Below are 16,718 nucleotides of genomic sequence, written 5' to 3'. Positions count from 1 at the left end.
CTAACAACACTATTTATGAACTTTCCAAAAGAATTAAAGTACACTAAAGACCACGAATGGGTCAAAATTGAAGGGGATATTGCCACTATTGGCATCACTGAGTTTGCCCAAAAAGAGCTGGGAGATATTGTATATGTAGAGGTGGAGACCCTCGGTGAAGAGCTGGAATCGGGTGAGGTTTTTGGAACTGTAGAAGCGGTAAAGACCGTTTCGGATCTCTTTATGCCCCTTTCCGGAGAAGTCTCCGAATTAAATGAGGAGTTGGAACAAGCTCCCGAGTTGGTCAATGAGGATCCCTATGGGGAAGGATGGATGATAAAAATCAAAATCAACGGGGAACTGCCTGGGGATTTGATGGACAGTGAGGCCTACGGCGAATTGGTGGGAGTTTCCTAGGACATGCAGTACCGAATTATCCCGGCATTGTTTTGGACAGCAGGGGTGTTATATGCCATTTTGAGTCCGGGAAGTGGCATACCTAGTTTGCCAAAATTCCCCGGCTATGATAAGGTTATACATTTTAGCATGTTTTTTGGGCTTGTATTTCTCTGGAACAGGGTTTGGAATGCCCAGCCCATAAAAAGTGCTTTTTGGAAAATTATTTTAATTAATTATTTAGTTTTTGGAATAATTTTGGCTATATTTACAGAGTACATGCAAATGTACGTCCCTGACCGCTCCTTTGACCGGTGGGACATATTTGCCAATGCATTGGGCGGAACTATTGGTACAGTTATTTACGTTTTCTTATATAGGAATAAAAGTGTGCTTGTATAAGTAAAAAATAATTGTTAGACTTGAATTCTGTTTAGTAAATTTAATTTAACAACCATACAGATAAAATTTAAATCATGGAAGCCAAAAAGACACCAAAAGCAGATTTGTCCAAGAAGACGGGAATGTTCCTGAATCTTGGCCTATTGCTCAGCGTCGGATTGGTCCTTTTTGCCTTTGAATATAAGTCCTACAATGATGGCTTATTAAAGGATCTGGGTTCAATTGACGATGATTTTGAGGAATTATTAGATATTCCGATTACGGAGCAACCACCTCCACCACCCCCACCAATCGAACAACCAGAAATTAAGGAGATTCCCGATGAAGTGGAAATCGAAGAAAAAATCGAGGTGAATTTCGATGTGGATGTTAAGGAAGAAACTGTAATCAAAGAAGTAGAAATCTCTGATGCCCCTGTAGAGGAAAAAGCGGATGAAATCTTTGACGTGGTGGAAAATATGCCTACCCCTCCAGGAGGAATGGAAGGATGGAACAAATACCTACAGAAAAACTTGAAATATCCCACTCAAGCACGAAGAATGGGTATAGAAGGTACTGTTTACGTGGTGTTTGTTGTGAACACTGACGGATCTATCCAAGATGTGGACGTACTAAGAGGTATCGGAGGAGGATGTGATGAAGAAGCCATGAGAGTGGTAAGAGAAGCACCTCCATGGGAGCCTGGAAGGCAAAGAGGTAAGCCTGTAAGGGTAAAAATGAGATTACCTATTCGATTTAAGTTAAGCTAATTGCAAACTTGAAAATATTTTGAAGCCATGGAAACTTTTCCATGGCTTTTCTTTTTTCCCTTTTTCTCTCACTAACTCCCCAACTAAGTGTTTCTATAAACCGTAGTAAACACTAATTTCATTCAAGCCTTGCATATTTCTACAAATAATCGAATATTTGTAAGACGAAACAATAATGAAACAGCTATCTCAAATAGGATCCATAGAAAATTTTGAGACTTCAAGTAGAAGTCTTACACTTCTATTATTCCCGCTGAAAACTTTTAGGTCTGTTTTCAGGGCTTAGCCCTGCAATGTTTCAAGGTGTCTTACGGAGATGCCCATATCGCCCCATTAAATTTCTTATTACCAAGTCTTGTCGGGTTACTCCTTAGCATGAACCTTGTGGGTGCAGAAAAGGACATGCCCAAATTGATCCATTTAAATGACTAACCAAAAATTCATCATAAAAGCCGCTGGGGAACAGCACCATGATTACGCAGAAACTATTACTGCTGAAATGGAACGGTCTGCACAGGCAAGGGGCACGGGCATTGCAAAACGTTCCCCTGAATATATCAAAACCAAAATGACAGAAGGCAAGGCTGTCATTGCCCTTACTCCAGATGGTACCTGGGCGGGATTTTGCTATATAGAAGCCTGGGGGCATGGAAAATTTGTGGCCAACTCTGGCTTAATCGTCTCACCGGAATTTAGAAAGTGTGGGTTAGCGCGGGAAATAAAGCGGGAAGTGTTCAAATTGAGCAGGAAAAAATATCCGGAGTCCAAAATTTTTGGCCTTACCACGGGTGCAGCAGTGATGAAAATCAATTCGGAACTGGGGTATTATCCCGTATCCTACAATGACCTCACCACGGATGAGGATTTTTGGAGAGGTTGCCAAAGTTGCGTGAACTACCAAATCCTGATGAGCAAAAACAGGCAGAACTGCCTCTGCACTGCCATGCTGTATGAGCCTAAGACCAAAAAGAAAAGTAAGCAAAAGAAACTGGTCGAAGATTTCAGGAAAAATATTCAAATCTTCATCCGCCTGGTTAAAATAAAAAAAGCGATGTTCTTAAATTTGGGGAAGCCGAAATCGTCTGAGGAAGAAAAAAAGGAAAAAGTAAATTCATAACCATTTGTTTTCATTGCCCTAACCAGGGCATAACCGTCCTTAACATCAAAAAATCGAGCAAGAGGTAAACCTCATACGGAGGTTTGAAAATAATCATGCGAGATTCCCCCGAAACGAGTCCGGGGCAGGCTCCCGAAACGAGTCCCCCGATCCCGATAGCTATCGGGACGGGGCAGGCTATCTGACCAAAAATAGACAATTATAAACACATGAAATCGAGCCTGTCCTGACGGCAGTCAGGGCATGAGGAGAACCTCACACGGAGGGATGATTATAAAACATGCGAAGATTCCCCCGAAACGAGTTCGGGGCAGGCTATATGACCACTGAAAAGAAATTATAAACATATGAAATCGAGCCTGTCCTGACGGCAGTCAGGGCATGACGAGCACATCACACACTGGGATGCCCCGTATAGCTATCGGGGCGTTGCGAGATTCCCCCGAAACAAGTTCCCCGAATCAAGTTCGGGGCAGGCAGGGGCAGGCTATATGACCGCTGAAAAGAAATTATAAACATATGAAATCGAGCATGACGCAAGCGACACACAGTGGGATGATTATCATGGCGAGATTCCATGTGGCCGTTGAAAAGAAAATATAAACACATGAAAAAAGTAGTTTTAGCATACAGTGGTGGCCTTGATACCACTTTTTGTGCCATCCATCTTTCAAAAGACAAAGGGTTTGAGGTACATGCCGTCTTGGTAAACACAGGGGGTTTTTCGAAAGAAGAACTTGCCCAAACCGAAGACAGAGCACGGCAACTGGGAGTGGCATCCTTCCAAGTTCTGGATGTTACCGACACCTATTATAGGGAGGTGATAAAATACCTCATCTTTGGGAACGTATTGAAAAACCAAACGTACCCATTGTCTGTAAGTGCAGAAAGGATCCTACAGGCCAAATCCCTGGCAGAGTACGCCAAAAAAATAGGGGCCAAAGCCGTGGCACATGGGAGTACCGGAGCGGGAAATGACCAGGTTAGGTTTGACATGATCTTTCAGACCATATTGCCAGAGGCTGAAATCATCACCCCTATACGGGATCTTAAGCTTAGCCGTGAGCAGGAAATTGACTATCTCAAAAAACATGGGGTAACCATGAATTTTGAAAAGGCAGCATACTCCATCAACAAGGGGATATGGGGAACATCTGTAGGGGGAAAGGAAACCCTGACTTCAGAAAATTCCTTGCCGGAAGACGCTTACCCCACACAAGTCACTGCCAAAGACAGTAAAACCATTTCCCTGGGCTTCCAGCAAGGAGAATTAAAAAAGGTTGACAGCGAGACCTTTGAAAACCCTGTATCCGCTATTCTCAAGGTACAGGAAATCGCCGCACCCTATGGCATAGGAAGGGATATACACGTAGGGGACACCATCATCGGCATTAAGGGCAGAGTGGGCTTTGAGGCTGCTGCACCCTTAATCATAATTAAGTCCCACCAATTGCTGGAAAAGCACACCCTTACCAAATGGCAGGCTTTCTGGAAAAACCAAATGGCAGAGTTTTACGGTAATCACCTCCACGAGGGACATTACTTGGATCCTGTGATGAGGAACATGGAAGCCTTTTTAAGCTCCACCCAGACATACGTGAACGGAGAGGTAAAAGTAGCTTTGCACCCCTACAGGTTCCAACTTATCGGCATCTCTTCCCCTAACGACCTTATGTCGGCAAAATTTGGCAGCTATGGCGAAATGAACAAGGGATACACCGCTGAGGACGTAAAGGGATTTACAAAAATATTGGGAAACCAAACCGCAATTTTCCATAAAGTGAACCAACCCCAAAATCATGAGTAAACTAAAAACTGCAGTGATTGGCGCAGCCGGATACACAGGTGGGGAGCTACTTCGCCTGCTTATGCACCATCCGGAGGTAGAAATCACTTGCATACACAGCAACAGTCAAAAAGGCAAAAAACTAGAGGAAGTACATCCCGATCTTATCGGAGAAAAAGACTTGGTATTCACCGATCAAATTTTATGCAAAAACTTAAATGCTGTGTTTTTGTGCCTGCCTCACGGGGAGACCAAATCTTTTGTGAACCAGCATTCCTTCCATGAGGATACAGTAATAATCGATCTTTCTACAGATTACAGGGATGAATCAGAGGGATTTATTTATGGTTTACCGGAGGTAAAAAAAACAGAAATACGAAGTGCTAAGAGAATCGCCAACCCAGGCTGCTTCGCAACTGCCATACAGTTAGCCTTACTTCCATCCATTGCAAAAGGCTGGGTAAACCATACCATTCATGTCACTGGCATTACAGGAAGTACGGGTGCCGGGAAAAAACTGGCAGAAACTTCCCATTTTAGTTACAGAAATAACAATATCTCCGTCTATAAGCTTTTCAACCACCAACACCTTAAAGAAATCAAACAAACTTTTGGTCAGGTGGATGAGAAGTTTCAAAATGAAATACTTTTTGTCCCTTATAGAGGGAATTTTCCCCGTGGTATATGGATTACTGCCTACTTCCCTTATTTGGGTGAACTGTCAAAAGCCATTGAAGCTTATAAAACGTTCTATGAGGAGCATCCTTTTACCATTGTATCGGAAGGGGACATAGACCTCAAACAAATAGTCAACACCAATAAATGCCTGATTCACTTAAAAAAGGAAGCTGACCAATTAGTCATTTATAGTGCAATAGACAACCTATTGAAAGGAGCCTCTGGACAAGCCGTTCAAAATTTCAACCTGGCCTTTGGGCTAGATGAAACCATTGGCTTGAAACTTAAAAGTATTGGATTTTAACACAGGAAAAGCATGAAGCCATTCGATGTATACCCTTTAATGGACATTACCCCTGTCAAAGGTTCCGGAGCGAAGCTTTGGGACAAGGAGGGCACCGAATATTTGGACCTTTATGGGGGGCATGCGGTAATTTCCATAGGGCACTCTCATCCTAAATTTGTTAATCGCATTCAAGAGCAATTATCGGACTTGGCGTTTTACTCCAACTCGGTGCAAATTCCCATTCAGAAAGCTCTTGCTAAAAAGCTTGGTGTGCTATCCGGGTATCCTTCTTATGACCTGTTTTTGTGCAATTCGGGTGCTGAGGCCAATGAAAACGCACTAAAATTAGCTTCTTTTGCCACTGGAAGAGCAGGAGTAATCGCTTTCAAGGGTGCGTTTCACGGCAGAAGCTCTGGTGCAGTGGCCATCACAGACAACCCAAACATCATCGCTCCCTTTAATGCTGGGCATGAAGTATACCTGTTGCCTATCAATCAGCTTGATACTGTAGAGTCAACCCTCAAGGAAAAGGAGATCGCAGCCATAATAATAGAAGGAATTCAAGGGGTAAATGGTATCAGGGTTCCCGATGCCGAATTTCTCCGGGAATTAAGTGCCCTAGCCAAAAAATATGGAACAAAACTCATCCTCGACGAGGTGCAGTCCGGGTACGGCAGAACTGGAAAGTTCTTTGCTCATCAATGGGTGGAAGGCATAAAGCCGGACTTGATCACTGTAGCCAAAGGAATGGGCAATGGGTTTCCCATTGGTGGGGTACTGGTTCATCCGGATATCCAGGCTAAGCATGGCCTGCTGGGCACAACCTTTGGGGGGAATCATTTGGCCTGTGCAGCAGGACTGGCAGTATTGGAGGTGATAGAACAGGAAAACCTGATGGACAATGCCCTACAGCAGGGGGAATGGCTCATTCCTACCTTAAAAAAAACCGAAGGGATTCAGGAAGTACGGGGAAAGGGACTTATGATCGGTATAGATTTTTACTCAGAAGCAGCTCCTATTAGAAAGACATTGATCCAACAGCATCATATCTTTACAGGTAGTTCTGCTGGCAAAAACACGATACGTTTGTTGCCACCCTTAACAATTGAAAGAAAAGCCTTACATTTATTCTTAAACTGCCTTGAAAGCACTATTGCTGCCAAGGAGGGAGCAACCACCAACTTAAATAATTAAATGAAGCAATTCATAAAATTTGAAGAAAGGAACTTAGCTGAGGAATTGATAGAAAGTGCTATTCGGTTTAAATCCAGTCCACTGATCCAACAAGAAAAAGGAAAGGGCAAGCGAATTGGCTTAATTTTTCTAAATCCCAGCTTAAGGACAAGAGTAAGCACCCAAATAGCGGCCTCCAACCTTGGCATAGAGCCTGTAGTGCTCAATATGGACAAGGAAACTTGGGCACTAGAAATGAGGGATGGGGAAATCATGAACAAAAACACGGTGGAGCACATCAAGGATGCTGCTGCTGTTTTGGGGAGTTATTTTGACCTTTTGGCCATTCGGGCTTTTCCCACACTATCCAATAAAATGGAGGATATGGATGACTTTACCCTCCATCAATTCATCAAATACGCCCAGGTGCCCGTAGTGAGTTTGGAAAGTGCAGTAAGACACCCCTTACAAAGCCTAGCCGACATGGTGACAATAAAGGAAAACCTACAGGGAAAGAAAAAGCCCAAAGTGGTGCTCACATGGGCTCCTCATATCAAGGCAATTCCACATGCGGTTGCCAATTCCTTTTCAGAATGGGCGTTAGGTTGTGGTCATGAGCTCACCATCACCCATCCCCATGGCTACGAGCTGGACGAAAATTTTACAAAAGGAGCCGCAATAGAATACGATCAGGAAAAGGCTTTAGAAGAGGCGGATTTTGTTTATGTGAAAAACTGGAGCGCCTTTCAGAGCTATGGCAAAATCATACAGGTGGATGAGCCCTGGCTTCTTACTGCCGAAAAACTCAAAAACAACCCCTCGGCAAAGGTAATGCATTGTCTTCCAGTGAGGCGTAATTTGGAGCTTAGCGATGAGATACTGGACAGCGAAAGGAGCCTTGTACAGCAGCAAGCAAAAAACAGGATCTTTGCAGCCCAAGCTGTTTTGGATAAAATCTTATCCTAACCCCTAAATCTCATCTATATGGAGATCAATGTGATTAAAATTGGTGGAAACGTTATCGATCATCCTGAGAAATCCATGGCATTTTTGAAAGCTTTCTCTGGATTTCCAGGAAATAAAATATTGATTCATGGAGGTGGGGTTTTGGCTTCTAGGATAGGCCAGAGTATGGGTATTGTCCCGAAAATGGTAGATGGCCGGCGTATTACCGACAAGGAGACCCTGGACTTAGTCACCATGGTATACGCAGGGCTTATCAACAAAAACCTTGTGGCCCAACTCCAGGCTTTTGGGCAGGCTGCAATCGGGCTAACCGGTGCGGACGGAAACCTTATCCTCTCACAGAAGCGCCCCGTTCGTGAGATTGACTATGGTTTTGTAGGAGATGTGATTTCAGTGAATACCGATTTATTGGTGGGCTTACTGACCCAGAAGGTTTCGCCGGCAATTTGTGCCATAACCCATGACGGAAATGGGCAATTGCTAAATACCAATGCGGATACTATAGCCTCCTCTGTTGCCACAAGTCTTGCTCAAAAAGCCCACCAGGTGAATTTGTATTTTTGCTTTGACAGATCCGGTGTATTAATGGATGAAAAAAAAGAAGACAGCCTGGTACCTCTCATAAATGAAGACATCTACGAAGAACTCAAAAAAGAAAAAGTGATTCATTCAGGAATGATACCAAAGCTTGACAATGCCTTCACCGCCCTAAAAGCAGGCGTGTCCAATGTTTGGCTGGGGCTTCCCGAAAATCTCATCCTAGCCGCTAAGGGAATCAATGCCGGGACTACCATCCGGAGTCAACGCTATGACCTTTATTAATTTTAACCCTCCTTTTTATTTTGGAACAGCTTTACACCGACGCCCTTGAACTGCTCAAATCGTTGATCGCCACCCCCTCCTTGAGCAGAGAGGAGGAGGGTACAGCATTGTTGATCCAAGGCTATTTTCAAAACAAAGAAATTAAGTCCTACAGAACAAAAAACAACATCTGGGCGGTAAATAAAAACTTTGATCCGAAAAAGCCTTCCCTACTACTTAACTCCCACCATGATACTGTAAAACCAAATAAAGGATACAACAATGACCCCTTTTCCCCAATCCAGAAAGATGGAAAATTATTTGGACTGGGTAGTAACGATGCAGGTGGCTGCCTCGTAAGTCTTATTGCCGCTTTTGTTCATTTTTATACCTTAGAATTACCTTATAACCTTATTTTGGCCGCTACCGCAGAGGAGGAAATTAGTGGTAAGGGAGGTATTGCACACTTGTTAGAAAAGCTACCGCCCTTGGAACTGGCCATAGTGGGTGAACCAACTTTGCTTAAAATGGCTGTGGCAGAGAAGGGGCTTATGGTCATAGACGCAACAACAAAGGGAAAAGCAGGGCATGCTGCTAGGGAAGAAGGGATTAATGCCCTATACCTGGCCTTGGATGACCTTTTACTAATTAGGGATTTTAAATTTGAAAAGGTCTCCGAATATTTGGGGGAAAATAAAGTAAGTGCCACCGTAATCCAAGCCGGCAGTCAGCATAATGTGGTACCCGATACCTGCACCTTTACCCTAGACGTAAGAGTCACGGATGCCTATACCCTGGAGGAAACATTGGAGGAGCTTAAAAGTAAGTTAAAAGCCGAATTGGTGCCAAGATCCATGCGATTACAATCATCGAGGATAGACCGGCAACACAAGATTATTCATGTTGCGGAGGCATTGGGAATTGACCTTTTTGGCAGCCCTACCCTATCCGACCAGGCTCTTATCCCCTATCCTTCTGTAAAAATCGGCCCTGGGGATTCTGCACGATCCCACACGGCCGATGAATTTATTTATCAGGATGAAATCAGGCAAGGTATTGCTTCCTATATTCAACTTTTGGAGAAATACTTTTCCCTATGAAGTAGGGTTTAGGCACTTTACTTTTTAATTTTGAGACCTGTAAAATCCCCAACTCCCTAAAATCCACTCAAAAAATGAAGCTTTGGCAAAAAAACACAAGTAGCAAAAAGGAAGTTGAAAAATTCACTATAGGGAGAGACCCAGAGTTTGACCTCCTTTTGGCCCCTTATGACGTGATGGGCTCCATGGCGCATGCCGCCATGTTGCAGAAAATAGGTTTACTGACAAAGGAAGAACTTAGCACCTTAAAAAAGGGACTAAAGGAAATTTTTGACGAAATAGAGAACGGGACATTTTCCATTGACCAGGGTGTGGAAGACGTACATAGCCAGGTAGAGTTTTTGTTAACCCAGAGGTTCGGGGATGTGGGCAAAAAATTACACAGCGGAAGATCCAGAAACGACCAGGTATTGGTGGATCTAAAGCTTTACTACAGGAATGCCATAAAGGAGGTAGTGGCTCTTAAGGAAACGCTTTTTAACCAATTGCTGGATTTGGCCGAAACTCATAAAAACGACCTTATGCCGGGTTATACCCATACCCAATTGGCCATGCCTTCTTCTTTTGGCCTATGGTTTGGCGGGCTTGCGGAATCTTTGGCTGAAGACCTGCTGCTATGGAAATCCGCCTATCAACTAGTGAACCTTAACCCCCTCGGCTCAGCAGCAGGATATGGCTCATCCTTTCCCCTTGATAGAACCCTAACCACCCAATTGTTAGGGTTTGCTGATTTGCACTATAACGTGATCAATGCCCAAAACAGCAGGGGGAAAACGGAGAAATACCTCTCCTTCGCTTTGGCCGGGTCTGCCGGAACCTTAAACCGTCTTTCTGTGGACATCATCCAGTTCATGAACCAACATTTTGGATTCCTGACTTTCCCTGACGAATTGACCACAGGCTCCAGCATCATGCCCCACAAAAAGAACCCTGACGTTTTTGAACTGATGAGGGCCAAGACTAACCAGCTTCAAAGTACCCCAAATGAAGTTATGCTACAGCTAACTAACATGAGTACAGGTTACCATAGGGACTTGCAGTTATTGAAGGAAGCCATTTTCCCCGCTTTTAAAAATCTGATGGACTGCTTGGAAATGGCAACTTTTATGCTGGAACACATAAAAATCAAGAAAAACCTGTTACAGGATAATTTTTATGCCTACCTGTTTAGTGTGGAAGAAGTCAACCGCCTGGTGCTTGAAGGTGTGCCTTTTCGTGATGCCTATAAGAAAGTGGGGATGGATATAGAAGCAGGTTCATTTGCCCCTAAACTTGAAGTCTCCCATACCCATGAGGGCAGCATAGGAAACCTTTGCCTACCTGAGATCAACGAAAAGATGAAAAAGGTATTGATGGAGTTTGAATTTGAGCATATGGAAGCAAAGCTCACCCAGCTTATAAGCGGAAATTGATTAGCCCTTTCCTTTTTCCCCCTTACCATCCGGATTACCCTGTTCGAAAAATAATGGGATAAACTCATTCAAATATTCCCTATTTTGCAGTACGTTATATAAATATCCTACATGCATACTACCTTTCGAACTTCGGGATTGTTTTTGCTTTCCCTAGCGTTTTTCTTTTTTCCCTTATCGGTCAAAGCCCAAAAGGCCAAGGTTTCGGTCTCCAACCAATCCTTCCTCACCTATCCCTTTTCGGATCCTAGTCCTATTGCGGCTTTTGCCTTTAAGCCAGATATCTATCCCTATCACAAGTTCGAGGGATTTGCTACTGAAGGTGTTGAAAGGGATTGGAAGGTGATCACCCTGGAAAACGAATTTTTGAAAGTCACCATTACCCCCGAAATAGGTGGCAGGGTTTGGGGTGCCATAGAAAAATCAAGTGGAGAAGATTTTATCTACCAAAATGAGGTGGTGAAGTTTAGGAACATTGCCATGCGGGGTCCCTGGACTTCCGGAGGCATAGAATTTAATTTCGGTATCATTGGGCATGCACCCAGTACAGCCACTCCAGTGGATTACCATATAGAAGAACATGAAGACGGCAGCGTTTCCTGTGTTGTCGGCGCCATTGACTTGCCCAATAGGTCGCAGTGGAGGGTAAAAATCATTTTAGAAAAAGACAAGGCCTATTTCACCACTGACGGACTATGGTACAACCCCAGCCCCTATCGCCAACCCTACTATAATTGGATGACTGCCGCCGCCCATGTGGATGATGACCTGGAATTCTTTTATCCAGGGCATTTGGCACTTCAGCACAGTGGTGACATGATGGATTGGCCCGTTCAAGACGGAAGAAAGGTCTCCATGTTTGCCAACAACCGGTTTGGCAGCAGTAAATCCCACCACATGGCAGGATCCTATCAAAATCACTTTGGGGGATATTTTCACGACAAAGGGGTGGGATTTGGACACTTCTCCAATTTTGACGACATGCCTGGGAAAAAACTCTGGCTTTGGGCACTGTCAAGGTCAGGGGGAATATGGGAAGACCTACTTACGGACAAGAGCGGTCAATACATGGAATTTCAGGCAGGCAGAATGCTTAATCAGTTCCAACCCAGCAGCAGGCAAAAGACACCGCTTACAAAAGCTTCCTTTTCGGCCTATGGGGTGGATCAGTGGACAGATTATTGGTTCCCGGTAAAAGGTATTGGGGGCATTAGTGCGGCCATGGAGCAGGGTGCTTTTTTTATTCAACAGGAACAAGGCAAACTTTCTATCAACTTTAACCCTTTTCAACCCATAGAGGGGGATTTTCAAGTGTACTTGGATGACCAACTAATGGAGACTTTGCCAGTTTCCCTAAGCCCTATGGATCAATATACCCATGAATTGGAAATGGATAAAGCCCCTAATAAGTTACGCATTCATTTAAACGGGGAGAAGTTATTTGAATGGGCGGAAGAAGACCCTTACAAACTTAGCAGAAGCTATGACACAACACATGCTGAAGAACCTTCTGATGCCCAAGCACTTTATTACGAGGCCAGACAGGCTTACTACAGTAGGGATCATGAAAGTGCTGCCCAAAAATACCAGGATTTATTGGCAAAAAGCCCTGCACACCAACAGGCGTTGATAGATTACGCCGAATTGCTTACCAGACAGGCCCAACTCAAAGAGGCCTTTACCTATATCCAAAAAGCATTGGCCAATGATTTTTATGACCCCCAGGCCAACTTCGTAGCAGGAACCTTATATTCGGCAAAATCCCAACATCTAGATGCTTTGGAGGCATATGGTTGGGCCGCAAGATCCATGGAGTTCAGATCCTCAGCCTATACTAGAATGGCAGAAATCCATCTCCAACAAAACAACCATAAAAAAGCTCTGGAATTTGCGAAAAAAGCAATGGAATTCAATATCCATAACTTGATGGCATTGCAGGTAGAGGCAGCAGCCTGGAGATTGATGGAAGATCATGAAAAAGCAATGGAAACCTTGGAGAAAATTCTTTCCATAGACCCTTTACATTTTTGGGCAAGATTTGAACAGGTACTCCTGGGGCAAAGAGATTTAGCCTCTTTTTCAGAAGCTATCACCAATGAGTTCCCCTTTCAGACTTATTTGGAAATTGCCTCCACCTATCAACTTTATGGCATGAAAGAGGCTGGGAAAAGCATACTTAAAGAGGCACCTGACCATCCTCTTGTCCATCTTTGGTTGGCAAATTCGGATGAAGCACAAAAGGACGATCATCTCAATAATTTTTTGGCGGCACCCCTTGAAGGCGTATTTCCTTTCAGAATAGAAACATTGGATTTATTGGAAAAATATGCCTTGGATCATCCTCACTGGAAGATGGACTATTACCTTGCCCTGAATTTATTGGCAATGGGGCAAAAAGACAGAGCCATTTCCTTGCTACATCAGATCAATGAGGAAACAGGGGATTATGTCTTCTACTTAAATAGAAGTCTTTTAATCAAGGATATTCCTGCCTACGACCCGCAAAAGGATTTGGAAAATGCACGGTCATTAGCACCAGAACAATGGAGAACCTGGTATTATCTTGCCAAGCATTACGAAGAAAAGGAAGCGTTTGAAAAACATTATGCTTTATTGAAGGAAGCCAAAGAGAAATTTGCCGGCAATTACATGATTGAGATGGACTGGGTCAAGTCCCTTGCAATCCAAGAGCACTTTGAGGAGGCAATGGAAGTACTGGATAGAATCCAGGTTCTCCCCTACGAGGGTGCCGGAGAAGGCAGAATGCTATACGAAAGCCTACTACTCAAGGCAACATTACAAGATATCTCCTCAAAAAGATGGAACCCTGCCATGCGGAAAATTGCAAAGTCGAGGGAGTGGCCTGAAAACCTAGGAGTGGGAAAACCATTTGATCCCGATGAAAGGATGCAGGATTTTATGGAAGCACTGGTTTTCCGTGCCAGGGGTAACCAGAAAGCCTCCCGAAAAGCTTTGGAGAAACTCCTTCAACCTGTTCCCAATCAAATAAACAGGCCTCAAACAGTTTTAAACATCATTGCGCTAAGGTATTTGGACATGAAACCAGAGGCAGAAAAACTGAAACAAAATGTGGAGTCTTCCAGGCTCATTGAACATTTAGAATACCTTGCAGAGGGCGAGGGAATTGACAACCTCCCCTCCTACCATCCCTATCCCCTTTTAAAAACGATCATTGAGGAATGGAAGAAACTCGATTAATGGTTTTTCTTGAGAAACTATCCCCCTTCTTGCTTATATTTGGTAATAATTCTTATTTCAAAAATCCATAAACCCTAAATCATGAACACAAAGAATATTTTTGGTTTTTTCTCGATGTTGCTGCTGCTTAGCGCCAATGTCTCCATGGCCCAGCTTCAGGCTCCAAACCCAAGCCCATCTGCTTCCGTTTCCCAAAATGTGGGTTTTACCAAAATCAGTATTGAGTATTCTTCCCCCGGTGTAAAGGGAAGAAAGGTATTCGGAGAATTGGAAAAGTTTGACATGCCATGGAGAGCAGGAGCCAACGCACCCACTACTATTGAGTTTAGCACTCCAGTTAGTATCAATGGCACTAATATCCGCCCTGGAAAATACTCCATATTCATTACTCCAAAAGCCTCCGGACCGTGGACAATTCACCTTAATTCTAAGGGGAGTCCTGTTTTTGCATATATTAAAGATGGGAAAGCAGATCAAGAAGCTTTGAAAAACGATGCTGCAGTAGTGATAGAAGCATCTCCCAGTACTTCCAGCGAATCCCTGGAAAGACTGTCCTATATGATTTCCGCAGAAGACAACAAAACCGCAAAAATAACCATGTGGTGGGATAAAACTCGGTTATCCTTTGATGTAGACACACAAGTGGATCAAAAGTTGGATGGATTCCGGGGAATCTTTAATTAACACCAAAAAAGCACCCTCCCATTTTATACTAAGTAAGATACGGAAACTGCACTCCAACGCTTGCTCAATGACTTCAATGAAGCATTTGCTAGACAAGATGTTGCACTTTTGATGAACCTGGTTACAGATGACATCATATGGGAAGTGGTGGGAGACGATATTGTACAAGAGAAAAAAAGAATTTGAGCATGCTCTTCGCGAAATGGATGGAGAGCATGCCTAATTACTACATATATACCATATCATCCCCCATGGGAAAACCGCGGCGGTCAATGGGAAAATGAAGGACGCAAAAGCAGGAGAAACCTACTCCTTTTGCGATGTTTATGAATTTAACAGGTTTAAAAACCCCAAGATAAAAAAGATGGTATCCTAAGCCATCCGTAACTGATTTCAAATTTTTTAGCGAAATATCCGATTCCTTTTTTATACCTATCCTTTGAAAAGGTAAAACTCTTTTGCATTAAACAAGTTTGGGAAAGGGACTAGACTTTCGCCTTCCAACTTGCCAAAGGAGCGAAAAATGCACAAGCGATAGGAATTCATAGGGAAAAATTTTATAGATTTACGCTTCTTTAAACCTTTATAGAGATGAAAAAATTTTTACTGTTAGGTTTTGTAGGGTTTACAATTCAGAATTTTTCAGTGGCACAACAACCCTTTATAGGCTTACAAAATGGTCCAAGAAAAGGAATGATCAGTGCACAAATGAATCCGGCAGAACTCACTAACCTGACTAAAGAGGTAGAGGTCAATTTGTTTTCAGCTCACACCGGATTAAGCAATAATGCACTTTCCTTTCAAGATGTTCTTAACGCGGACGATATATTAAATTTGGCTTTAGAGCGGGCCAATAAGCCCTTTAACCTCAGAACCGATATTGCATTTTTAGGCCCTTCTGCTGGGTTTAAGACGGGAAAGTGGGCGTTTGGAGTAGGTACTCAGGCCTATTTGAAGGCAGATGTAGTGGATTTAGATGTGACATTGGGAAGGGCATTATTAGGGGACTTTGATGCTGCTTCAAGCACCATTTCCACGGCCGAAAATAGGATTGCCCTAAATTATCCTAATAACCAGAGATTCACAGTAGCTGGTTGGAGTGAATTGGATTTAATGGCAGCTAGGGAGATCATAAGGGTAGGGCACCAAAAGTTAGGAGCCGGTATCAATGTTCGCTTTATATTTCCATCGGTATATGCCAACATGGGTTTGAGTGGTCTCTGGGGTACCCTGGTTGAGGACGATTTCAGCATTAGGCTGACCGATACCTTTGGTGAGTTGAATGTGGCCTATTCCCACCCATTTGATACTGATGAATTCGGGTTTGAAGAATCCATGTTTAGGCTAGGAGGACTAGGGGGAGTGGCATTGGACTTTGGTGCCAACTATACCCTAGAACGAGATAATGGCAAAACTTTATTAAATGCCGGGCTGTCCTTTAAGAACATTGGGGGAATGTCATTTAGAGGCAATCAATCCAACACTACCTATTCTGTAAACATACCAGAAGGAGAATATTTCAGGGTGGATGATTTGAACGGGAGTTTTGAGGAAATTGAGGAAGAGTTACTTAACACCGGATACTTTGAAAAAATCCGGGATCCGAACCGCACTAGGGTGAATTTCCCTACCATGATCAATGCCTATGCGGAATTTAGTCCCACGAACTTGTTTCATGTTTCCCTTTTTCTTCAGCAGAGACTATCCGATGAAACATCCAATATCCTTATCACCCATCAAAATATGGTGGTAGTTACACCTCGGATTGTACTAGGTAAATTTCAAATCTATTCACCCTGGTCCCATTTCCAGGTTGCTGGCATCAACGGAGGATTGGGGTTACAATTTGGAGGTTTTTTTGTCGGAAGTCACTCCATTGTAACGGGTTTAATTGCCGACACCAGACAGGCAGATATTCATCTGGGCTTGAGCTGGGGCTTTGGAAATAGTAATTAACCAAATGAAGATAA

At 43.4% G+C, this 16,718-nt stretch carries 14 protein-coding genes; all 14 read left to right on the top strand.

From position 1 onward, the window contains the following. Nucleotides 1–15: 15 nt before the first annotated feature. The 14 genes from gcvH (at nucleotide 16) to DB520_RS08080 (ending at nucleotide 16,704) form a co-directional block, all read left to right on the top strand. Entirely contained in the window at nucleotides 16–396 is a 381-nt protein-coding gene (gene gcvH / locus DB520_RS08145) for a glycine cleavage system protein GcvH (protein ID WP_114749192.1), read from the top strand. A gap of 3 nt (nucleotides 397–399) precedes the next feature. Then, the gene (locus DB520_RS08140) at nucleotides 400–777 is read left to right on the top strand and encodes a VanZ family protein (RefSeq protein ID WP_114749191.1); all 378 of its coding nucleotides are present in this window, start codon (nucleotides 400–402) and stop codon (nucleotides 775–777) included. A gap of 74 nt (nucleotides 778–851) precedes the next feature. Beyond that, the gene (locus tag DB520_RS08135; protein WP_114749190.1) at nucleotides 852–1,526 is read left to right on the top strand and encodes an energy transducer TonB; all 675 of its coding nucleotides are present in this window, start codon (nucleotides 852–854) and stop codon (nucleotides 1,524–1,526) included. A 424-nt stretch (nucleotides 1,527–1,950) separates the two neighbouring features. Next, complete coding sequence (locus tag DB520_RS08130) at nucleotides 1,951–2,643, top strand: GNAT family N-acetyltransferase (RefSeq protein WP_114749189.1); 693 nt, start codon at nucleotides 1,951–1,953, stop codon at nucleotides 2,641–2,643. Between the two features lie 607 nt (nucleotides 2,644–3,250). Next, nucleotides 3,251–4,450 (top strand): argininosuccinate synthase, encoded by a 1,200-nt coding sequence (locus tag DB520_RS08125; RefSeq protein ID WP_114749188.1) that lies wholly within the window; start codon nucleotides 3,251–3,253, stop codon nucleotides 4,448–4,450. Further along, nucleotides 4,443–5,411: an N-acetyl-gamma-glutamyl-phosphate reductase gene (gene argC / locus DB520_RS08120; protein WP_114749187.1), complete on the top strand. Its 969-nt coding sequence runs from the start codon at nucleotides 4,443–4,445 to the stop codon at nucleotides 5,409–5,411. The genes DB520_RS08125 and argC overlap by 8 nt, the downstream gene beginning before the upstream one ends. Nucleotides 5,412–5,423: 12 nt before the next feature. After that, entirely contained in the window at nucleotides 5,424–6,587 is a 1,164-nt protein-coding gene (locus DB520_RS08115) for an aspartate aminotransferase family protein (RefSeq protein ID WP_114749186.1), read from the top strand. Continuing rightward, on the top strand, nucleotides 6,588–7,532 hold the full coding sequence (locus DB520_RS08110; RefSeq protein ID WP_114749185.1) for a Rossmann-fold NAD(P)-binding domain-containing protein: 945 nt from the start codon (nucleotides 6,588–6,590) through the stop codon (nucleotides 7,530–7,532). 18 nt (nucleotides 7,533–7,550) lie between these two features. Continuing rightward, a complete protein-coding gene (argB, locus tag DB520_RS08105; RefSeq protein WP_114749184.1) occupies nucleotides 7,551–8,354 on the top strand; it encodes an acetylglutamate kinase in 804 nt (267 codons plus the stop codon). Nucleotides 8,355–8,374: 20 nt separating this feature from the next. Then, the gene (locus DB520_RS08100) at nucleotides 8,375–9,433 is read left to right on the top strand and encodes a M20 family metallo-hydrolase (protein WP_114749183.1); all 1,059 of its coding nucleotides are present in this window, start codon (nucleotides 8,375–8,377) and stop codon (nucleotides 9,431–9,433) included. Nucleotides 9,434–9,507: 74 nt separating this feature from the next. Beyond that, on the top strand, nucleotides 9,508–10,845 hold the full coding sequence (gene argH / locus DB520_RS08095; RefSeq protein ID WP_114749182.1) for an argininosuccinate lyase: 1,338 nt from the start codon (nucleotides 9,508–9,510) through the stop codon (nucleotides 10,843–10,845). Between the two features lie 111 nt (nucleotides 10,846–10,956). Continuing rightward, nucleotides 10,957–14,064, top strand: coding sequence for a DUF5107 domain-containing protein (locus DB520_RS08090; protein ID WP_114749181.1), 3,108 nt, complete (start codon nucleotides 10,957–10,959; stop codon nucleotides 14,062–14,064). An 81-nt stretch (nucleotides 14,065–14,145) separates the two neighbouring features. After that, on the top strand, nucleotides 14,146–14,748 hold the full coding sequence (locus DB520_RS08085; protein ID WP_114749180.1) for a DUF2911 domain-containing protein: 603 nt from the start codon (nucleotides 14,146–14,148) through the stop codon (nucleotides 14,746–14,748). A 591-nt stretch (nucleotides 14,749–15,339) separates the two neighbouring features. Continuing rightward, a complete protein-coding gene (locus tag DB520_RS08080) occupies nucleotides 15,340–16,704 on the top strand; it encodes a hypothetical protein (protein ID WP_114749179.1) in 1,365 nt (454 codons plus the stop codon). Nucleotides 16,705–16,718: the final 14 nt, after the last annotated feature.

The sequence above is a fragment of the Pleomorphovibrio marinus genome, from assembly GCF_003347495.1.
Classification (GTDB): Bacteria; Bacteroidota; Bacteroidia; order Cytophagales; family Cyclobacteriaceae; genus Pleomorphovibrio; species Pleomorphovibrio marinus.
Note: the sequence above shows the minus strand (reverse complement) of the source record. Positions and strands in the feature narration are given on the sequence as shown.